The organism is Catenulispora yoronensis, from assembly GCF_039531695.1.
Classification (GTDB): domain Bacteria; phylum Actinomycetota; class Actinomycetes; order Streptomycetales; family Catenulisporaceae; genus Catenulispora; species Catenulispora yoronensis.
Genome location: NZ_BAAAQN010000096.1, coordinates 11,513 through 32,101 on the forward strand (window position 1 = coordinate 11,513; position 20,589 = coordinate 32,101).

The 20,589-nt window shown below is 71.6% G+C and carries 17 protein-coding genes; 5 read left to right on the forward strand and 12 right to left on the reverse strand.

Translation table 11 applies throughout. The annotated features are described in order from the left end of the window. Window positions 1–42: 42 nt before the first annotated feature. The 8 genes from ABD481_RS44000 to ABD481_RS44035 form a co-directional block, all read right to left on the reverse strand. The gene (locus ABD481_RS44000; RefSeq protein ID WP_344671887.1) at window positions 43–2,784 is read right to left on the reverse strand and encodes an amino acid adenylation domain-containing protein; all 2,742 of its coding nucleotides are present in this window, start codon (window positions 2,782–2,784) and stop codon (window positions 43–45) included. Beyond that, entirely contained in the window at window positions 2,781–4,253 is a 1,473-nt protein-coding gene (locus ABD481_RS44005; protein ID WP_344671888.1) for a tryptophan 7-halogenase, read from the reverse strand. The genes ABD481_RS44000 and ABD481_RS44005 overlap by 4 nt, the downstream gene beginning before the upstream one ends. 73 nt (window positions 4,254–4,326) lie before the next feature. Next, window positions 4,327–5,442, reverse strand: coding sequence for a capreomycidine synthase (gene vioD / locus ABD481_RS44010; protein WP_344671889.1), 1,116 nt, complete (start codon window positions 5,440–5,442; stop codon window positions 4,327–4,329). Window positions 5,443–5,462: 20 nt separating this feature from the next. Beyond that, entirely contained in the window at window positions 5,463–6,266 is an 804-nt protein-coding gene (locus tag ABD481_RS44015; RefSeq protein ID WP_344671890.1) for an alpha/beta fold hydrolase, read from the reverse strand. An 18-nt stretch (window positions 6,267–6,284) separates the two neighbouring features. After that, a complete protein-coding gene (locus tag ABD481_RS44020; protein ID WP_344671891.1) occupies window positions 6,285–6,506 on the reverse strand; it encodes an MbtH family protein in 222 nt (73 codons plus the stop codon). Between the two features lie 62 nt (window positions 6,507–6,568). Then, window positions 6,569–8,149: an MBL fold metallo-hydrolase gene (locus ABD481_RS44025; protein ID WP_344671892.1), complete on the reverse strand. Its 1,581-nt coding sequence runs from the start codon at window positions 8,147–8,149 to the stop codon at window positions 6,569–6,571. Between the two features lie 106 nt (window positions 8,150–8,255). Further along, a complete protein-coding gene (locus tag ABD481_RS44030; RefSeq protein WP_344671893.1) occupies window positions 8,256–9,269 on the reverse strand; it encodes a methyltransferase in 1,014 nt (337 codons plus the stop codon). Window positions 9,270–9,329: 60 nt separating this feature from the next. Further along, window positions 9,330–10,124 (reverse strand): AfsR/SARP family transcriptional regulator, encoded by a 795-nt coding sequence (locus tag ABD481_RS44035; protein WP_344671894.1) that lies wholly within the window; start codon window positions 10,122–10,124, stop codon window positions 9,330–9,332. 501 nt (window positions 10,125–10,625) lie between these two features. Between ABD481_RS44035 and ABD481_RS44040 the strand changes: the two genes are divergently transcribed. Next, entirely contained in the window at window positions 10,626–11,528 is a 903-nt protein-coding gene (locus tag ABD481_RS44040) for an AurF N-oxygenase family protein (protein WP_344671895.1), read from the forward strand. A gap of 226 nt (window positions 11,529–11,754) precedes the next feature. On the opposite strand, the gene ABD481_RS44045 is transcribed toward ABD481_RS44040, so the two are convergent. Further along, complete coding sequence (locus ABD481_RS44045; RefSeq protein WP_344671896.1) at window positions 11,755–13,176, reverse strand: alpha/beta hydrolase family protein; 1,422 nt, start codon at window positions 13,174–13,176, stop codon at window positions 11,755–11,757. 213 nt (window positions 13,177–13,389) lie between these two features. Here ABD481_RS44045 and ABD481_RS44050 point away from each other — a divergent pair, with 213 nt between their 5' ends. Continuing rightward, window positions 13,390–13,971, forward strand: coding sequence for an AAA family ATPase (locus tag ABD481_RS44050; protein WP_344671897.1), 582 nt, complete (start codon window positions 13,390–13,392; stop codon window positions 13,969–13,971). Here ABD481_RS44050 and fxlM read toward each other — a convergent pair. The 3 genes from fxlM to ABD481_RS44065 all read right to left on the reverse strand — a co-directional run bounded on the left by fxlM (window position 13,968) and on the right by ABD481_RS44065 (window position 17,248). Continuing rightward, window positions 13,968–15,257 carry a methyltransferase, FxLD system gene (fxlM, locus tag ABD481_RS44055; protein ID WP_344671898.1) on the reverse strand — a complete coding sequence of 430 codons (1,290 nt, stop codon included), beginning with the start codon at window positions 15,255–15,257 and terminating at the stop codon, window positions 13,968–13,970. The two genes, ABD481_RS44050 and fxlM, sit on opposite strands and share 4 nt — an antisense overlap. A 63-nt stretch (window positions 15,258–15,320) precedes the next feature. Further along, window positions 15,321–15,929, reverse strand: a complete 609-nt coding sequence (locus ABD481_RS44060) for a hypothetical protein (RefSeq protein WP_344671899.1) — start codon at window positions 15,927–15,929, stop codon at window positions 15,321–15,323. Window positions 15,930–15,931: 2 nt separating this feature from the next. Continuing rightward, window positions 15,932–17,248, reverse strand: a complete 1,317-nt coding sequence (locus ABD481_RS44065) for an MFS transporter (protein WP_344671903.1) — start codon at window positions 17,246–17,248, stop codon at window positions 15,932–15,934. Between the two features lie 151 nt (window positions 17,249–17,399). Here ABD481_RS44065 and ABD481_RS44070 point away from each other — a divergent pair, with 151 nt between their 5' ends. The 3 genes from ABD481_RS44070 to ABD481_RS44080 all read left to right on the forward strand — a co-directional run bounded on the left by ABD481_RS44070 (window position 17,400) and on the right by ABD481_RS44080 (window position 20,545). Continuing rightward, entirely contained in the window at window positions 17,400–18,281 is an 882-nt protein-coding gene (locus ABD481_RS44070; RefSeq protein WP_344671900.1) for a hypothetical protein, read from the forward strand. A 152-nt stretch (window positions 18,282–18,433) separates the two neighbouring features. Next, window positions 18,434–19,315, forward strand: a complete 882-nt coding sequence (locus ABD481_RS44075) for an alkaline phosphatase family protein (protein ID WP_344671901.1) — start codon at window positions 18,434–18,436, stop codon at window positions 19,313–19,315. Window positions 19,316–19,351: 36 nt separating this feature from the next. Continuing rightward, window positions 19,352–20,545, forward strand: a complete 1,194-nt coding sequence (locus ABD481_RS44080; RefSeq protein ID WP_344671902.1) for an EfeM/EfeO family lipoprotein — start codon at window positions 19,352–19,354, stop codon at window positions 20,543–20,545. The last annotated feature ends 44 nt before the right edge of the window (window positions 20,546–20,589 follow it).

Genomic DNA, 20,589 nt, shown 5'->3' on the forward strand with positions numbered 1-20,589 from the left:
CGGAGATCCCGCCGAACCCGGCAGCGACCGGGTTCGGCGGGATCAGACGTTCTCCAGGTGGCGGGCCACGACCGGGCCGATGACCGTGAGCGCGTCGGCCCCCATCATCCGCAGATGGTCGCCGGGTACCTCGAACCGGGTGATCCGGCCGCTCACATAGGGCTTCCAGGTGTCGGCGAGGCCGGTGGGGACGTTCTGGTCGCCGACCGCCTCGAAGAACACCATGTCGCCGTCGTACTCCTGCGGCGCGGCCGCCGAGTCGCCGAGCCTGAGGTTGTTCTCCGTGACGTCGATCAGGGCTGTGACCGTCTCGGGCCGCAGACTGCCCAGCGCGCTGCCGCTGCCTTGGAGGATCTCCACGATGCGGGACACGGCCAGCGGACCGTCTCCCGGCTCGTCGCGGAAGGCCGCGAGGCCGTTGAAGGTGAGCTCCAGCAGGTCGCGCCGGCGGTGCCCGGCCGGCGCGGTGTCCGCTTCCCCTTCCGTCCTGGATTCCTCCGGCTCGGAGGAGGACCCGGGCCGATGGTCGTGGTCCCGGCCCGGTGTGGTGTCCACGACGGCCAGCAACGCGACCTTCTCCCCGTCCTGCCGCAGCCGCGCGGCGAGGCGGTGCGCGAGCTTGCCGCCGAACGACCAGCCGAGGAGGTGGTAGGGCCCGGACGGCTGGATGTCGCGGATCCGCTCCAGATGCTCGGCGACCATGGCGTCCAGATCGGCCGGGAACGACGGGGACTCCGGCTCCCCGCTCAGGCCGCCGGCCTGGAGCCCGTAGACCGGGTACTCCTTCGGGAGGTAACGCAGCAGCCCCGCGTAGCACCAGGCGATGCCGCCGCTGGGATGCAGGCAGAACACCGGAGTGCGGCTCCCGGTCGGGCGCAGCCCCAGGACCGGGCCCAGCGTGCCCGGCTGCGGTCCGGTGTCCGGATGGGCCGCGGCCCGCAGCGAGTCGGACAGGGCCGCCACGGTCGGGGCCTTGAACAGGCCGCTGAGCGAGACCCTCCGGCCGAGGATCGTCCGCACCCGGCTGGCCAGCCGGGTCGCCAGCAGGGAGTGGCCGCCGAGCTCGAAGAAGTTGTCGTCGATACCGACCTGCGGCACGCCGAGCAGTTCCGCGAACAGCCCGCACAGGATCTCTTCCTGGGGGTCGCGCGGACTCCGGGAGACGCGGGCCGGGACCGTGGCCGGGGCGGGCAGCGCCCGGTAGTCGACCTTGCCGTTGAGCGTCAGCGGCAGCCGGTCCAGGATCTGGAAGGCGGTCGGCACCATGTAGTCGGGGAGCTGCCGGGCGAGGTGGTCGTGCAGCGCCGCGGTGTCGACGACCGCCCCGGCCTCGGCCGGCACCGCGTAGCCGATGAGGGTCTTCTCACTGTGCCGGTCCTCCCAGGGCACCACCGCGACCTGGGCCAGCCCCGGGAAGTCGGCCATCGCGGCCGCCACCTCGCCGAGCTCGATCCGGAAGCCCCGGATCTTCACCTGGTCGTCGATCCGGCCGCCGAAGTCGAGCAGCCCCGACGGCGCGCGCCGGGACAGGTCGCCGGTGCGGTACATGCGCGAGCCGGGCGGACCGAAGGGGTCCGCGACGAACCGCGCGGCGGTCAGCGCGGGCCGCCGGAAGTAGCCGCGCGCCAGACCCGAGCCGGCCAGGTGCAGTTCGCCGGTGGCGTCGGGGCCGGCGGGGGCCAGCGATCCGTCCAGGACGTAGCCGTCGCGGCCGTCCAGCGGCAGGCCGATGGGAACGGGCGCGGGTACGTCGGCCGCGCTCGTCCACGCGCACTGCGTCGCGAACAGCGTGGTCTCGGTCGGGCCGTACGCGCACCGGACCACGATGCCGGGGCAGTGGTCGAGGACCCGGCGCACCGCTGCGGGGGAGACCACGTCGCCGCCGGTGATCACCTCCCGGACGCCGGAGAAGCACCGGGGGTCCTCCTCGGCCAGGACCCGGAACAGGCCGGCGGTGACCTGCAGGCCGGTGATCCCCTCCTCGGCGATCAGCCGGGCCAGGCCGGCCACGGTCAGCTCGGCCTCCGGGGCGACGACGGTCCGGCCGCCGTGCAGCAGCGGGACCCAGAGCTCGTAGGTCGACGGGTCGAAGGCGTACGGGGCGATCATCAGGACCCGGTCGTGCGCGCCGGGCGTGAACATCCGGTCCTCGACGAGTTCGAGGACGTCGCGGTGGGTGATCGCCACGCCGCGCGGCATCGCCGTCGAACCGGAGGTGTACATGATGTAGGCGAGCTGTTCCGGGTGGCCGGCCACGCCGGGGTCGGTCTCCGGCAGCCGCGGGCTCCGGTTGTCAGCCAGGTCGCCGGCCGGGTCGCCAGTTGGGTTGTCATTCAGGTCGCCGGCCGGATCGTCGACCACGACGACCGCGACCGTCGGCTCGGCCTCCGGCAGGCCGCGGTCCCGCATCACCCGGTCGGTCAGCAGCACCGACGCCGACGCCTCTCGCACGATCCACTGCATGCGCTCCAACGGATATCCGCTGTGCAGCGGCAGATAGACCGCTCCGGCCTTCACCACGGCCAGCAGCGCCACCACCAGGTCGGCGGAGCGCTCCATCAGCACCGCCACCGGGTCCTCGGTCCCGACGCCGAGCCCGCGCAGCCGGTGCGCGAGCCGGTTCGCCCGGGCGTCCAGCTCCCGGTAGCTGATGCCGGCGCCGTTCCAGCGGACCGCCACCGCATCGGGGGTCCGGGCCGCCTGGGCGGCGAAGGCCGCCTGGATCGAGCCCGGGCCCGGCGCCCTCGGCTCCACGGGGTTCGGCCCCGCCGCGACCGCGGTCACCCCCGTTCCGCCCAATGCAGGCCGTCCGCCGACGGCACCAGGCCGCCGGCCACCGGCGAGACGTCGTCGGCGTCGTCACCGGCGCCCAGGGCGTGCAGCTGGATCCTGGTGCCCTCCTCCATCACCGACTCCACCAGCTCCGACTCGAACAGGTCGCGGTCCGTGCCGTCCTCGCCGGTCGGCCGGTCGGCCAGCTCCTTCAGCTCCTTGAAGGCCGACTTGCGCACGCCGTCGTAGGAGCCGGCGTCCACCAGGCCGGTCTCCAGCGAGGCGCCGCCGCCCACCAGCTCCACGAACGACTCCAGCGCCGGCGCCGAGCTGAGCGTGACCTTCTTGGCCTTCCAGAAGTAGGAATCGGTGTCCTGGTGCATGTCGTAGAAGGCGACGAGGAAGTCGTGGAACAGCGAGAACTCCTTGCGGTACCGGGCCTCGAACTCCTCGAAGCACCTGGCCTCGTCGAGCTCCCCGGACAGGACGCTGTTGATCGAGCGGGCCGCGAGCAGGCCGCTGTAGGTCGCCAGGTGCACGCCGGAGGAGAAGACCGGGTCGATGAAGCACGCCGCGTCGCCGATCAGCACCATTCCCGGGCGCCAGAACTTGTCCGCGCTGTAGGAGTAGTCCTTGCGGATCCGGATCTCCCCGTAGGGCCCAGTCGTCACCCGGCGCGCGTCCGACAGGTAGTCCGCGATCAGCGGGCACTCCTCGATCAGGTCCGCGAGCGCCTGCTCCTTGTCCTGCCGGACCCGCTCCACCGCGTCGTAGCGGAGCACCGCGCCCACGCTCGTGAGCGTGTCGGTCAGCGGGATGTACCAGAACCAGCCGGAGCTGAACGCCGCGCACAGGATGTTGCCGCTGTTCGGCGCCGGGAGCCGCTTGCCGCCCTCGAAGTAGCCGAACATCGCGAGGTTCTTGAAGAACTCGGAGTAGTAGCGCTTGCCGCCGACCCGACTGTGGATCCGGCTCTTGTTGCCCGAGGCGTCCACGACATATCGGGCGTGCTCGGTGTGCCGGACGCCGTCGGGGTCGTCGTAGACGACGCCCACCACCCGGCCGTCCTCCTCCACCACGTCGACCACCGAGCACTGCTCGCGGACGTCGACGCCCTTGGTGCGGGCGTTGTCGAGCAGGATCTTGTCGAACTTCATCCGCTCCACCTGGTAGGCCGTGGAGGTGGGGCCGGAGAAGTGCTCCGAGACGGCGAAGGAGAACGTCCACGGCTCCGGGCTCGTCCCCCACCGGAAGGTGCCGCCCCGCTTGGGCATGAACGCCGCCTCCGCGAGCGCCTCGGAGACACCGAGGAGCCGGCAGATGCCGTGCACGGTGGACGGCAGCAGCGACTCGCCGATCTGATAGCGCGGGAACTCCTCCTTCTCCAGGAGCAGCACCCGGTGGCCCTGCGCGGCGACGAGTGTCGACACGGTGGAACCGCCGGGGCCGCCGCCGACGACGATCAGGTCGAATCCGCTCATGAGGGGTCCTCTCGGAACAGCAGGCGCGGTGTGTTCGGTGGGATCAGTGGTGGGGTCGTTCGGATCGGTCGGGTCATCGCCGTTCGTCCCGCAGCGCGTCCGTCATCCGGTCCAGCCCGTCGACCAGCGCCTCGCTCGAACCGCCGAAGCCCAGCCTGATGTGCTGCGCGGCGCCGAAGCACGAGCCCGGGATGACCAGGACGCCGCGCTGCTGGAAGAGGTTCTCGCAGAACTCGTAGGTGTCGGCCAGGCCGAGCAGGCGGGGGAACGCCGCGACGCCGCCGGCCGGGAGGGTCATCGCGACCAGGTCGGGGTGCGCCGCGGCCCAGTCCCGCACGATCTCCCGGTTGGCCCGGGCCTGCTTGAGCCGGGGTTCGAGGAACGCCTCGGCGTGCTCCAGCACGCCGAGCGCCAGCAGCTCCACCAGCGGCGCCGTGTGCAGCGTGGTGTAGTCGCGGATCCGGACGCAGTCCGCGAGCACGTCCGCCGGTCCCAGGCACCAGCCGAAGCGCAGGCCCGGCAGCCCGAAGGCCTTGGAGAAGGTGTTGAAGCCGATCCCGCGGTCGTAGAGCGTGGACACGTCCGGCAGCGCGGGGGAGTCGTAGACCAGGTCGGCGAAGGCGCCGTCCCACAGCAGGTAGGCGCCGACCCGCTCGGCGTGGGCCACGATCTCGCGCAGCTCCGCCTCGGTGACGGAGGCCCCGGTCGGGTTCTGCGGGAAGTTCACGATGATGGCGCGGGTGCGGTCGGTGACGAGCTCGGCGAGCTCGTCCAGCCGCGGCCGCCAGTCGCGGTCGAAGTCCAGCCGCCAGATCCGCGTCGTGCACTCCAGGCCGACGGCCAGTTCGACCAGCGAGTGGTACCCGGGCTGGACCACGACCACCTCGTCGCCCGGCCGGAGCAGGGCGGTCAGCACCAGCCAGATCGCCTCGCCGGAGCCGACGGTGGTCATGACCTTGCCCGGGTCCCCGTCGCCCCAGCGCCGGGCGATCGCCTCCCGGACCTTCGGCGTGCCCAGCGAGTAGCCGTCGTCGAAGACCAGGGCGTCGAGGTCGGAGTACTCGATCCCGGTGAACGTCCGCAGTTCCGCCATCGAGTACGACTGGACTCCGCTGGAGGAGATGTCGATCTCGGCGGTGAAGTAGTAGTCGCGCAGCCAGTCTTCCAGTGGTGCCGAACGCAGCTTCATGACCTGCCCTCCCAGCCCGTCTAGTGGTTGTCCAGGAACTCGATGATCGCGGCGTTGACCTCGGCCGGGCGTTCCAGATAGCCGAGGTGGCCGCACGACGCCAGCTCGACGAGGTCGCAGTCCGGGATGGCGTCGGCGACCTCCGCGCCCAGGTGCGGCGGCGAGACCAGGTCGTCGGCGAAGGCGATGACGCGGCAGGGGGCGGCGACCGTGCGCAGCGCGTCCAGCCGGTCCTCGTCGAGGTCGGCCCAGGCCTGCCCGCGCGCCGTGCGCGCGTCGTTCGGGGACAGCCGGAAGCTCTCCAGCCACAGCGCGGCGGTGGCGTCGTCGTTCAGGCTCGCCGGGGACAGCCCCTGGAAGACCGAGAACACCGACTCGGCCTCGGCGGGCAGCTCGATGCCGGCCGCCGCCAGCGCTTGGAAGGCCGTGCTGTGCGCGCGGCGCGCGGCGTCCGTGCGGCCCCGGGTCGCGATCAGGACCGCGCAGCGCACCAGCTCCGGGTGGCGGATCGCGAGCTCCTGGGCGATCAGGGCGCCCAGCGAGACGCCGACGATCCGGCACGGGGCGGCGGCCAGGCCGCGGATCAGCCCGGCGGTGTCGGCGACCATGTCGTCCAGGCAGTACCGGCCGGGCGGGACGTCCGACGGCGCGATGCCCCGGTTGTCGAAGGTGACGGCCTGGTACCCGGCGGCGGTCAGTGCCGGGGTCTGGTGCAGCGTCCACACCCGGCCCCCGGCCGAGGAGCCCATGATGAGCAGGACGCGCTCGCCGCGTCCCCGGCGCTCATAGGCCAGGCGGATGCCGTTGGTGAAGACGTACGCCATGGGGTCGGGGCCTTCGGGTCATTCCCCGTCGAGGGCGATGCGCAGGCTTTTCGGACGCATGTCGGTCCAGTGCTCCTCGATGTACTGGTCGCATTCGGTCTTGGAGGCCAGGACGCCGGTCTCGGACCAGCCGCCGGGGACCGCGAGGTCGGAGGGCCACAGGGAGTACTGCTCCTCGTGGTTGATCAGGACTTTGAAGCGGGCGTCGGGGGATTCGAAATCGAAGGTCGTGGTGCGCACGGCGGCTCCTGGAAGACGGATGGAGGCGGATGAGGACGGATCAGGGTGGATCGGGTCGGTGGTCACCAGCGCCATTCGCGCTGTTCGAGCAGGTGCTCCGCCTTGATGCCGTGGTCGGCGCACCAGGTGAGGAACTGCTCCACCTGCTGGAGCTGGAAGGAGTCCTCGACGTAGCTGGTGGCCATGACGTGCCCGAGCCAGGCCTCCTCGCCCATGGCGTAGATGTAGGCCTCGGAGGCGCCGAGCTCGGTCATGATGGCGGCGGCCTGGTCGGCGTTGGAGCCGGACAGGGTGCGCGAGTCGCTCATCTTCTTGGTCACCGGCCGGGTCAGCAGCGCCTGGTAGAGCCAGGTCAGCGGGGCGCCGGCGCACTCCATGCCGAGGAAGGCCAGGTCCGCGGTGCCCAGATGGCTGCGGATGTAGCGGTACAACACCGGGTCGATCCCGGAGGAGTCGGCGCCGACGAACACCTTGCGCCCGGCGATCTCCACCCAGTAGGTCGACTTCGCACGGATGTCGAGGTCCGCGTGCTCGCCGAGGAAGGGCGTCGCGGTCACCTTGCCGCCGGGGAACGACACCTCGTCGAAGTCGTCCACCTCCACGACGGGGAGCCCGAGATGCGAGAGGTAGAGACCGAGCGAGGGGTCGCTGAGATTGCCCCGGGAGGAGCGCGGGACGACGACGGTGCCGACCCGGCCGCGCAATTGCAGCAGGGTCTCCAGGACGATGTGGTCCTGGTGGCCGTGGGTGATCACGACGACGTCGATGCGGTCCGGGAGGTCCCGGTAGGTGAAGCGGCCGGTGACGGCGGTGTCCGCGCTGATGAAGGGGTCGGTGAGGACCGTGGCCTCGGGCGACTGGAGGACCAGGCAGGCGTGGCCGTAGTAGCGGATGCGGCCGCCGGCGGTGATGTGGCGGTCCTCGGCCAGCGTGGATGCCGGGGTCAGGAGCGGGCCGAGTTGGGCGGCCTGCGCGTCGGTGAGGTCCAGGGCGGCGGACAGCTCGGCGTGGGTCGTGGGTTCGACCTTGGCGCGGAAGAGGCTTTCCAGACCGGGATGCCGGAAGGGGATGCGCAGGTCGATGACGTTCGGGTCGGCCAGCCGCGGCGTGCTGAGGATGAAGGGGCGCTCGACGCCGGGCTCGACCGAGATCTGCACCGACTGGCGGTCCTCGGTATAGGCCGGGCTCTGGTAGACCAAGGGCTCGATAAAGCGGAGAGCGGCCTGGTTGTTGGTGTCATAGGAGAGTTCGACGACACCGGCCAGAGGCTCGGGGAGCCGGGGATAGAGCGGCGAGAGATCGAAGCCCGTGGCGTTTTGCCGCAGGAGGTCTTCGGCCTCGGTGATTGCTTCGGCGAAGCGGAGCATGTCGGCACGATCGCGCTTTATGGAAGTGAGCAGGGCTCGGACTTCTTCACGGCGTTCGGCCTCTATGCCGACGAAATAGCCACCCCGGAGATCGGGGTTCTTGCTGGCGGCGACGTGGACCTGTGGAGATTGTAGGTAGGACTCCAGGAGGGGGACTTGGAGGTAGGCGAGGTTCATCGCGGCTTGGACTGGCGAAACGGTGTGGAGCCAGGCGTAGAAACTGTCTACCAAGGGCTCGATGATGACGTTTGGCCGAAGGTAGAGGGGGTCGGGCATAGTGGCTCCCTGAGCTTGGAATGATCTCGGGGCCTCTATTTTTTCGGGTGCGGGGAACGTGGTGGTATATCGGAGGTAAGTCGTCGGGGGGCCACGTTGTCGCAGCTCACCGGGCGACGGTCGGCTCGGCCTCGATGACGGAGAAGTAGGAGCCGGTGATCGGCCGGACCGAGGTGATCGCGAAGCCGCCGGCGGTCAGCAGGTCGCCGTACTCCTCGATGGTGCGTTCGCGGCCGCCGGTCTGGACCAGCATGCCCAGGTCGCTCCACTTGCTCGGGTGCCATTCGTCGCCCGGGGGGACGGGCATCTCGATGATCAGGAGCCTGCCGGAGGGGCCGAGGGCGGCGCGGCTGCGGGCCAGGAGGGTGGTGGCCTGCTCGTCGTTCCAGTTGTGGAGGACGCTGCACAGCAGGTGGGTGTCGGCGCCGGGCGGGAGGTGGGCGAAGAAGTCGCCGGCGGCGAGGTGGCGGCGGGCAGTGGCCGTGAGGGTGTCGATCACCTGGGGGCGGTCGAACAGGACGCCGGTCAGGTGGGGCGCGTGGTCCAGGATCCGGTCCAGGACGAAGCCGTCGCCGCCGCCGATGTCCAGGACGACCTCGGAGCGGGTCCAGTCCACGTGGGCGGGCAGGTCGCCGTAGCAGCGGGCGGCGTGGTCGCGCATGCGGCGCAGGAAGGCGGCGGGGTCCTCGGTGCCGGCGAAGTAGTCGCGTTCGGCGGGGCGGCCGGTGCGGAACACGTCGGCCGCGTCGAGCCAGGTGAGGTAGGTGTCCAGGTTCGCCACGGACTCGCGGGCCGTGTCCGGCGTGTTCGGCAGCAGGCGATGGCCGGCGGCGGACAGGGCGAAGTGGCGCGGGGCCGGTTCGGTGACCAGGCCGACGGTGGCCATCGCGCGGAGCAGGCGGTAGACCGCGTCGGCGTCCGCGCCGACGGCCGCGCAGAGGTCGTCGACGTGGGTGGTGGTGGTCAGCAGGTCGGGCAGGCGGAGCTCGACGGCGATGCGCAGGACGTGGGGGAGAAGTGCCACACAGCTGTCGTCGACCAGGGTGAGGTAATCATCGGCGATGAGGGCGCCGCCGATGCTCGGTTTGGTGAATTCGGAATGCGTTTTCGGTCCGGGCACTTGGCATCACGCTCTCCGGTCAAAGGGAAGCAGGCTGCTGTCAAAATCACGATCCGGTGCTTAGACCGCCCCGGCAATTACCACACCGTCGCCGAGCAGCTCCGGATCGGCCTGCAGGATCCGTTGGTGCAGGCGCTGGAGGTGGGGGCTCGGATCGATGCCGAGGTCGTCGGCGAGCAGGGCGCGCAGCCGCCGGTAGACGCCCAGGGTGTCGGCCTGGCGGCCCTCGCGGTACAGCGCGACCATCAGCCAGCCGGAGAGCTGTTCCCGCAGCGGGTGCATGGCGGCCAGCGACTCCAGGTCCGCCAGCGCCTCGCCGTGGCGGCCGCTGCGGACGAGCGCTTCCAGGTAGCCCTCCATGGCCCGCAGCCGGGCCTCGTCCAGGCGGGCGGACTCCGCCACCACGGCGGGGGTCGGCGGCACGTCCGCGAAGGCCGGGCCCCGCCACAGCTCCAGCGCCGCGCCGAAACTGCTCACGGCCCCGTCGAACACGCGCTGCCGCAGCAACCGCCGGCCCTGCTCGGCCAGCCGCTGGAACCGGGTGGCGTCCAGATCGTCCGGCGCCATCAGCAGCCGGTAGGCCCGGGCCCGGTAGCCGCTCTTGACCGTGATCAGTGTCGTGCCGCCCTCGTCGTCCAGCGAGCGCCGCAGCCGGGAGATGTAGGCCTGGATCATCTTCTCCGCCGACGCCGGCGGGTCGTTCTCCCAGAGTTCGTCGATCAACCGCGTCGTGGTCGTGGCCTGCCCGCCCCCGCAAAGCAGGACCGCGAGTAAGGTGCGCCGCTGCGCGGCTCCGAGAGTGCCCCACCTGCGGCCTTGACGCAGTTCCAGGTCCCCCAAGACTCGGTATCGCATGGCAACAACCCCCGCTGCGCTTGTCGACCCTTCAGTGATCGCACCCTATCAGTCCACTTATTCGCACGGAAGGCTGGGTAATCGTTTCCGGCCGCCGGGAGTGCTTTTTCGGTAAACCCCGGGGAATAAGAGGCTTGAGTGGTTTGAGCGGCCTTATCGGTAATCCGCCGAAAGGTAAGCAATCCGCGCCCGCACCCGCCGATTTCTTGATCGCGGACCCCGCCGCGGACACGCTGGTGATCAAGGCGCGTGATCAAGAATCGCGATTTTGCGATCAATGTCAAGCCTGCCCGGACGGGCGTGACATGGGAACACGGGGAGGTCCCTGCACGGCCGGGCCGGGGAGAGCTTCGTGGTGGGGTGGCGGCGCGGGAGCGCTCTTGACTCTCAGTCTAATAACGGCGATGCTTTCCCGTACTACGACAACCGGACTTGGCCATCCGGAGGTTTCTGGACGTGCCCGCGGGTCGCGCCGGTACGCGAGGCAAGAGGATGGGCGAGATGGCGCGCGGGACGATGCTGGACAAGGAGCAGGTGGCGGCCAAGCTGCTGGAGGCTTCGGCGAAGCATTCCTTCGATCCGGTGCATGAGGTGGACTGGGAGCAGCCGCAGCCTTCGGATCTGTTCTATGCCAGTCCTGAGCATGTCTCGCTGTATGGCACGCCGTTGTGGGAGCGCATGACGCCCGAGCAGCGCATAGAGCTGAGCAAGCAGGAGATCGTCAACATCATGTCGATGGGGATCTGGTTCGAGACGATCCTTATGCGGATGTTGCTGAAGATGGCATATGAGCGGCATCGGCCGGAGTCCCGGCATGTGCAGTATGCCTATACCGAGGTTGCTGACGAGTGCCGCCATTCATTGATGTTCATCCGCATGATCGAGACGGTCGGCGCGCGCCCCTACGGTCGGCCCGGCTACCTCAATACTCTGGGCCGCTACGTTCCGCTGCTGCTCCAAGGTGCACCGATGTGGGTGGGCACGTTGATGGGCGAGGAGATCGTCGACGTGATGCAGCGGGAGATGATCCGCGACGAGCGGGTGCAGCCGTTGGTGCGGCAGGTGTCGAAGATCCATGTCATTGAGGAGACCCGGCACGTCAAGTACGCGCGCGAGGCGCTGGCCCGGCGGATTCCGCGGGCGGGGCGGCTGGAGCGGGAGCATGCGCGGTTCGTCGCCGCCGAGAGTGCGGTGGTGGTCGGGGAGTTCATGGTGAATCCGGCCGTCTACAAGCGGGTCGGGATCGCCGATCCGGAGGCGGCGCGGCAGCTGGCGAAGCGGAACGAGCACCACATCGAGGTGAAGCGGCGGGCGGCGGCGAAGGTGGTGCCGTTCTTCGAGGAGCTCGGGTTGATGGGCGGGCCGACGATGAAGCGGTGGCGGGCTTCGGGGTTCGTGGCCTGAGGCGAGCGGTGGTCGGGCGAGCGGCGGCCTGAAGCGAGCGGTGGCCTGAGGTGAGCGCTGGTCAGGCGAGCGGTGTTCGGGCTAGCGCCGGCCAGGGTCGGTCAGGGGCGACTACCGCTGATCGACGCCCGGCGGCAAAGATCGAGGTCAGGCCCGGCCTGTCGCCGCTGGCCGCCGCTGAGGACCGGCCGTCCCCGACCCCGACCTTCACCAGGCCGGCTCTCGCTCAGGCCAGGAACGCGACCTCCGGGAAGGCCGCCGACGGCCCGTCGAGCAGGTGGTTGTCGTGGCCCCGCACGAAGCGGTCGAAGTAGGCGCGCAGGTAGGTGCGGCCCGCCAGCACGGATCGGGCGGGGTCGATCGTGCCGATCAGCCCCTCGACCTCGTCGCTCGGCAGGCCGGCCGGGACGGCGGCCTGGGGGACGATCGACTGGAGGTCGGTGTAGGAGTTGTGCGCGGCGTTCACCAAGCGCAGCTCCTTGTGCCACCCGCGCAGGTGCGACCAGGTCTCGGCCCAGGAGGGGTCATCGGTCGTGTCATGGTACTGGGAGCACATGAGCAGGAAGGGGCGGTCCAGGCCGGCGGTCAGGACCGGACCGTAGAACGTGCCGTCGAGGTTGACGCCGGCGCGGAACCGGTGGTCGGTGAGCAGCGTCCAGGCCGCGGTGGCGCCGCCCATGGAGTGCCCGTACATGCCGACGCGGGACAGGTCGAGCACCTCGCCGAGGCCGCGGGGCAGCCGCCGGTGGTCGACGTCGGGGTTGCGGCCGTTGCTGATGGCGTGGAGCTGGTCGAGCACGAACCGGGCGTCGGCGGTGCGGACCGCGACGGCCTCGGTGTTGATCGGCAGCGTGTCGCCCGGCGGGATCGTGCGCGGCTCGACGTGGCCGTCGGGGAACTCGACCTCGGAGCTGTCGTGGGTGTGGTCGATGGTGACGACCACGTATCCGTGGCTGACCAGCTCCTCGGCGTACGTGGTGCACGCGTCGCGGTCGTCGCCGGAGCCGGGCGAGAACAGCAGGACCGGATGGGGCCCGTGGCGCGGGTCGGCCGGGGCGCTGTCGTGGCCGTGGGTGGTGGGGACGGCGATCTTGCCGGACGGGACCGCGTTGTTCGCCAGGAACGCCGTCCAGGCGGCGTCGGGCAGCCACGGGACGGTGGCGTGGCCCTCGACGTCGCGGGCCGGGTACCAGATGCCGATCATCAGCTCGCGGAGCGGGTGGGTGGCGACCCAGGGATCGCGCCGGGAGCGGTCGATCAGGTGCAGGGCGACGTTGCCGACCCGGTACGGACCGGTGGGCGGCGGCAGGTACAGGGGGACCAGGGTGTCGGCGGCCGCCGAGGATCCGACGGCCGGGGTGCGGGCCGGAGTGCCGGTGCGGATGAAGGCGCGGGTGAAGGCGCCGGTGCCGGTGGCGGACCCGGTATCGGTGGCGGTCCCGGCCCCGGTGCCGACGGCGGCTCCGGCCGGGCCGGCGGCCAGCGTCGGCACGAGCGTGCCGAGGCCGAGCGCGGCCAGACCGGCGAGCGCGGTACGGCGGCCGGGACGCGCCCCGCGATGCTCGGGGTGGGTGGTTATGGAGTCGGCGAAGCCGGGCTGATCTGCGGATTCGGTGCGGCGGGCGGAGCTCGGGCGCGGGTAGGTCATCATCTTCCTCCGGCGTCGGGTGCCTGTTTCAAAACAGTAACCTGATTCGCAGGGGCTGCGGCGGGGCCGATGGCGGGGAAGCGTCGTCGGCGCGCGGGCCGGCGTGACGGGAGGGCTCCGGGCCGCCTGTTTCGGTGAGATCACGACCCAGACCTGGCCGGGATGGAACAGCGTCGGCGGCCCGTTGTTCGAGGTGACGTTCGAGGACTGATCATGAAGCGATATGTGCTCACGGGTACACCAGGCGCAGGCAAGACCACGGTCATCGAGGAGCTGCGCAGACGCGGCCACGCGGTGGTCGGCGAGGCCGCGACCGAGGTCATCGCGCGCCGCCAGGCGGCCGGGGAGGCCGAGCCGTGGGAGGCCGCCGGTTTTGTCGATCTGGTGCTGGACGTACAGCGGGAATGGGAGAGGGGGAGCGCGGCGTCCGGCGACAGTGTGTGCTTCTTCGACCGGTCGCCGGTGTGCACGCTGGCCCTCAGCCGCTATCTCGGACGGCCGGACAGCGCGGCGCTGAAGGCCGAGCTCGAACGGATCCGCCTCGAAGGCACATATGAGCGGACTGTGTTCTTCCTCGCGAACCTCGGCTATGTCGAGCCGACGGCGGCCCGCCGGATCAGCTTCGAGGAAGCGCTGAAGTTCGAACAGCTGCACCGCGACGTCTATGACGAACTCGGATATCGGCTCCACGAGATTCCCGTCGGGACACCGGGGGAGCGGGCCGCATGGATCGCGGCTGCGGCTGCGGCTGCGACAGAGACAGAGACTGCGGAAGCAGCGGCAACCACCCGCTAACCCTGACCACGAGGCCAGTCCACCGCGATCCGCACATGCTTCTTGACCACCACCAGATCGGCCCGCGGCTCCGGAGCGTTGATCGGCCAGGCAGTGATGGTCGGCCCCGGGCCGTACCGGCGCTCGCGGTCCCACGCGGTGACGCGCCCGACCAGCTTGGCGGCCAGGGCCGCGGCTTCTGGGCCGAAGGCCTGCGCGCCGAGTTCGACGCGGCCGTCGGGCAACGGGTGCGCGGTGAGATAGGCGAACGCCGACGGGGTGGCCACGGCCGGGGTTCCGGAACGCAGCGCCGGTTCGAGCGGTGCGGCGCCGGGGGCGCCGAACTGCCCGGGGACCGCCGGCGCGCCGGGCACCTCCAGGGTCAGCTGGCAGTAGCCCGGGAACTCCGTCGCCAGCCACAGCGGCAGCGTGTCCCAGGGCTCCCAGCGCCAGACCTGCACGTCCGACCACCGCTCGACGCGCGGCGTGCGCAGCAGCGCCTCCAGCCGCCGGGCCGAGGGCAGCAGGCGCACGTCGTCGGCGTCCAGCGACAGGTCGCCGCCGTTGAGGACCAGCTCCTCGTCGGCGTGCCGGCCCGCGCCCTGCATCTTCACGAAGCCGCACATCCGGGCCGAGCGGCTGACCAGGCGGTCCCCGGCGGCGTCGGCGACGCGGTCGAACGCGACCGAGCGGGTCAGGCCCCGCAGCCGCAGCGGCACCACCAGCCGGCCGTCCGGGGCCAGCTGCTCGCGCCAGGCCGGCGGCAGGTCCCAGGCCTCGACGGTGACGACGATCCGGTCGAACGGCGCCCGCTCGGGCAGCCCGTCCTCGGCGTCGGCGGTCACCACGCGCACCGCGCGGTATCCGGCGCCGGCCAGGCAGGCCCGCGCCCGGTCCGCGACGTCCGGGTCGATGTCGACCGTCGTGACCTCGCCGTCCGGGCCCGCGAGCTCGGCCATGAGCGCGGCGTTGTAGCCGCCCGAGCCGATCTCCAGCAGCCGTCCGCCCGGCGGGACCGCCGCCTGCTCCAGCATGATGGCCTGGATGTCCGGCGCGCTCACCGAGCTGGTCGGCACGCCGGAGCGGTCCCGCTTCACGAAGACCACCTGGTTCGCGTACGCCAGCTCCAGCGGCAGGCCCGGGGTGAACCGGTGCCGGGGCACGGTGCGGAAGACCTCGGCGAGCCGGGGCGTGGTGATCGCGCCCTCGGCGATCAGCCGGTCGGCCAGGGCGTCCCGCAGGGCCGCGGCGCGCAGGTCCTCCGGGGAGCCGGCATCGCGGCCGGTCGGCCCCGGATCCGCCGCCATGCACGCCACCTCCTCCAGCGCCGCGGCCTCGGCCGGCGCCGGAGACTGCTGTCAGCCTCCGTATCAAGCTTCATTTCCCGCCACGTACAACGAATAAGCCTTTTCATACCGTGTTCCCTCCTCCGGGTGGCCGGGAAGCGCCGGATGCGGCACCCGGCCGCCCGCGACCGTCCTTATCGCGCCACGGCTCAGCGGCTCGGCGTGGCCCTCGCGCAGCAGCCAGCCGCGGACCGTGGACTCGTGGCCGGCGAGCGCGTGGCAGGGGTCGCGGCAGCTGCGCAGCACCAGGCCGACCGGCTCGCCGGTGAGGGCGCCGAGCAGCAGCAGGCCGGCGAACCCGGCGCCGGCCCCTGCCCGGTCGGTCAGGCAGCGCGGTCCGCGCCGGGACAGCGCCAGGTCGGCGGCCAGGCCGGCTTCCTCGCCGTCGGGGCGGCCGCCGTACCCGTCGTCGGCCCGGGCCAGGGCGGTGAGCAGGTGCTCGCCCTCCGGGGCGGCGCGCGCCAGCCGGTCCAGCAGGTCCTCGGCGGTCCGGCGGGCGGCGGCGATGGCGGTCAGCGGGTCGGGCAGCCCCTCGGCGGCGTCCCAGATCGCGCGGCCGGTCCGGCGGTGGACGTGGTCGGCGTGCTTGGTCCAGAGCCGGGACGAGGTGCGCGCGGCGGCTTCGGCGGTCATGGTCAACCTCCTGACGGTGTGGACTGTCCGGATCGTGCGGACGGCGCGGACCGGGTGGGTTCGATCACTGTTTCGACCACCCTAGGGGAGGGGTCCGACAAGTCCTGATTTGCCAGGTCGAAGCAGCGGATGGCGGGCAGTGCGAGCACCGCGAGGTTGGACACGAGCTGGAACACCGCGCCGAACGCCAGGAACGCCGTCAGCCCGAACACCGAGGCCAGCGGCCCGGCGGCGGCCAGCCCGAGCGGTCCGAGCGCGAAGGCGCCGACCGTCTGATAGGCGGTGATCCGGCCCAGCACCTCCACCGGCACCCGCTGCTGCATGACCGTGTTCTCCAACGCCCCGCCGACCGCCGCCCCGGCCCCGGTGACCGCGGCCGCCGCGCACACCCACGGCAGCGGCAGGCTGCTGGCCAGCAGCGCGGGCGTCAGCACGTATCCGAACGTGGCGACCACCGCCAGGAACAGCGGCCGCCGGGGCCGCCGTCCGAGCAGCGCCAGCCCGCCCAGGATCGACCCGGCGCTGTTGGCGGCCAGCACCAGGCCCCAGGCCCCGGCCCCGCCGAGCCGCCGCTCGGCCACCACCGGCCCCAGCACCAGGTACGGTGCCCAGACCAGGGCGTTGAACAGGCAGAACTGCACCGTGGTGACCCACAGCCAGGTGCGCGAGCGGAACTCCTGCCAGCCGTCCCGCAGTTCCCTGACGAGCGACGGCGACGCCCCCGGCTCCGGCTGCGGCACATGGGCCAGCCGCAGCAGCACCACGACGCTGACCGCGTAGCTGGCGGCGTCCACGAGCAGCACCGCGGCCGGCCCCGCCGCACCGGCCAGGACGGCCGCGACCAGGCCGCCCAGCGCCGGCCCGGCCACCCCCGCGCCGGACACCGCGACGCTCAGCAGCGCGTTGGCGTCCCCCAGCCGGTCGGCGGGGAGCAGCCGGGGGATCAGCGCCTGCAACGACGGCGTGAAGACGCCCTCGCCGACCCCGGCCAGCACCGCGGCGACCATCATCGCGGCCAGCGTGGCGTGGCCGGTGAGCAGCAGCACCGCGAACCCGGCCTGGGCGCCGCACCGCAGCAGATCGGAGGCGATCATGACTCTGCGTCCGCCGAGCCGGTCGGCGAAGACGCCGCCGAGCAGCAGGAGCAGGACGACGGGGACGATCCGCGCCGCCATGACATAGCCGAGCCCGGCCGCGCCGACGCCGGTGTGCAGCACCGCGAACGCGGTGGCGACCGGGGCCATGGCGGTCCCGAGCTTGGAGGTGAGGTAGCCGGTGAAGAACCAGCGGAAATCCCGGTCGGCGAGCGCCGTGAACATTCTGGACACGTGGGGGAGCGTGGCCCGCCCGGACCAAGCGGCTCAACGGTTTTCTGCGCCGAAGTTGAGTCTCTTTGCTTGAACTTTACATCTGTTGATAGTTACCGCAGTAAACAGTCGCCATTCGCCAGGAGAGCTAGACTTCACTGCCATGAGTGAGGGGAGGGAAGACTCGTTGTTTACTGCGGCAACTATTTCCGGTTCGGAAGTCGGCTCCGTTATCGCGCCGCCGGTCGAATACGCGGTCGCGGTGGATCGCTTCCTGGCCGCCGCAGAGCTGAGTCCGGCGTCGCAGCGCGTCTATCGGATCGCCCTGACCACCTGGGCCTGGACGCTGGTCGACCGGGCGTCGCCGGTCGGGGCCTCCCGGCGCGGAGCGGCGGCCCCGGTGGTGCCGCTGGCGCTGATCGACGGCGCCGACGCCGCCGTCCGCCTCGCGGCGGGCTTCGCAGCTCGCGAGGCCGCGGTCGGCGCCCGCACCGCGAACCGGGAACTGGCCATCCTCCGCAGCGCCCTGACTTGGTGGCGGGCCCGCGGCTGGATCGCGGCGGACCCGACCGCCGACCCGACTGCCGACCTGCGCCGCCGCGCCGCGCAGCCGTCGCCCGGCGCCGAACCGCTGACCGACGACCAGGCCCGGGCCGTGCTGCGGCTCCACGCGCCGCTGCGCGAGCAGGCCCTGTGGCACGCCGTCTACGACACCGGCGGCGGTATCGAGCGCATCCTGGCCCTGGACGTCCCCGACCTCGACCCCTCCGGCCGCCGCACCCGCCCCACCGCGCCGGGCCCGGCCCTGCACTGGCGGCCCGCCACCGGCCGCCTGCTCGCGCTGCTGGCGGCGGGCCGGCCGTCCGGACCGCTGTTCCTCACCGACCGGCGCGCGCCAAGGGACACACCCGCGCGCCACCGGTGCCCGGTGACCGGGCGCGGTCGCCTGTCCTATCGCCGCGCCGCGGAGGTCTTCACAGAGTCCACACAGGGTCTGGACGAGGGTGGACGGGGTTGGACTCTACGTCAATTACGGCGACGATAAGGGGTCTGAGGTGGGAACTCTGCCACCGCTTCAGGTCCCTGATGTTCACACAGGCTTTGCCAGGGCCGTCATTGTTCTCTGATTCGCCACTGCCTAACATCACCCGTGTTGCTCCCCGCATGTCCGCTCCCTCCCGTGTCAGGAGAGATTCCATGCGTATGTCCCGTAAGGCCTTGTCCCTGTCCGCCGCGGCGGTCGCCGCCGCCGCGACCGCCGTGGCCGTCCCGATCGCGTCGGCGGGGGCCTCCTCGGCCACCCCGGCCACCGCCGGCGTGGTCCCGACGCCGGCCCACGTCGTCGTCGTGGTCGAGGAGAACCACTCTTACAACGACATCATCGGCAGCTCCAGCGCCCCCTACATCAACTCCCTGGCCTCCCAGGGCGCGCTGCTGACCGGCTCGTTCGCGGTCTCGCACCCCAGCGAGCCGAACTACATGGCGCTGTTCGGCGGCAGCACCTTCGGGCTGTCCTCGGACAAGTGCCCGGTCAGTGAGGGCAACACCGCCAACCTGGGCTCGGAGCTGCTCGCCGCCGGCCGCACCTTCAAGGGCTACTCCGAGGGCCTGCCGAGCGTCGGCTCGACGACCTGCTCCTCGGGCAAGTACGCGCGCAAGCACTCGCCGTGGGTGAACTTCAGCAACGTGCCGGGCGCCGACTCGGTGCCGTTCACGCAGTTCCCGGCCAGCTCCAACTACGCCTCGCTGCCGACCCTGTCGTTCGTCATCCCGAACCTCAACGACGACATGCACGACGGCTCCGTCGCGACCGGCGACACCTGGCTGAAGAACAACCTGGACGCCTACGCCCAGTGGGCCAAGGCGAACAACAGCCTGCTGGTGGTCACCTGGGACGAGGACGACTACACCGAGAGCAACCAGATCCCGACGATCGTGGTCGGCGCCGGCGTGAAGACCGGGCACTACAGCGAGACCGTCAACCACTACAACGTGCTGGCGACGCTGGAGAAGATGTACAGCCTCGCGCCGGTCGGCAACAGCGCCACCGCCGCGCCGATCACCGACATCTGGAGCTGACCCCACCCCGCCCGAGCGAAGGGAACATCAACCGCGATGCGCCGTGCCTCACCCCATAGGCAGTGGCAGTGGCAGACCCGCCTCGCGGCGGTGCCGATCGCGGCGCTCGTGGCCGTGGCCGCCGGGACCGCGGAGTCCTCCTCCGCGGTGCCGGGCGGCCCGATCGGCGTCCGGGCGTCGGGCTGCGGCACCCCGCCCCCGGCGCTCCACGCGGGCCCGGTGTCCTTCAGCGTGACCGACCGCACCAAGGTGTTCGCCACCGTCTACCTCGTCGACGCCGCCGACCAGCGGGTCTACGCCGAGATCCCCTGGCTGACTCCCGATCGCACCCTGCCGCTGGCCACGACCCTGGCCGCCGGCCGCTACGCCATCCGCTGCGTCCTGTCCGACGGCACGATCCGCACCACCTCGGCCTTCACCGTCTCCGGCACCGTCTCGGGCACCGCCGCGGTGGCCGGCTACCGCCCGATGCCGGACCTGGACCTGACCGGGCCGGTCAACGCCTACCGCGCCTGGGTCCAGGCGGCCCTGCCGACGCTGCTCGACCGCGCCCAGGTCCTGGACGCTGACGTGGCTCGCGGTGACCTCGCCGCCGCTCGCGCCGACTGGCTGCCCGCGCACCTGGCCTACGAGCGCCTCGGCGCCGCCTACAACTCCTTCGGCGACTTCGACGCCGACCTCGACGGCACCGCCGCGGGCCTGCCGGACGGCCCGACCGACCAGGACTGGCACGGACTGCACGCCATCGAGTACGGCCTCTGGCACGATACGTCCGCCCCGGACCTGCGCGCCCGGACGCAGGCCCTGGTCGGCACGGTCCAGGACTTGACCGCCGACTTCCCCAGCGAGGAGATCGACCCCGGTGACCTTCCGCTGCGCGCGCACGAGATTCTGGAGAACACCCTGCAGTTCCAGATCACCGGAGACGCCGACGCCGGCAGCGGCACCAGTCTGGCCACGGCTTATGCGAACACTGAAGGCACCAGGGAGGTCCTCACGGTGCTGGCACCGTTGATCGACGACCGGGCCCCGGCCCTGACCGCCCGGCTGGGCGCCGAGCTGGCCCTGGTCCAGGCCGACCTGACGGCCGACCGCGATCCGGCCGGGACCTGGATCCCCGCGCCGGCGCTGACCGCCGCGCAGCGGCAGCGCCTCGACGCCGACCTCGGCGTGCTGGTGGAGGACCTCTCGCTGGTGCCGAACCTGCTCGCGCCCCGGAGCGGCGCGTGAGCGGCGGCGTCGGGCGCAGGTCGTTCCTGCGCGGGGCGGGGGGG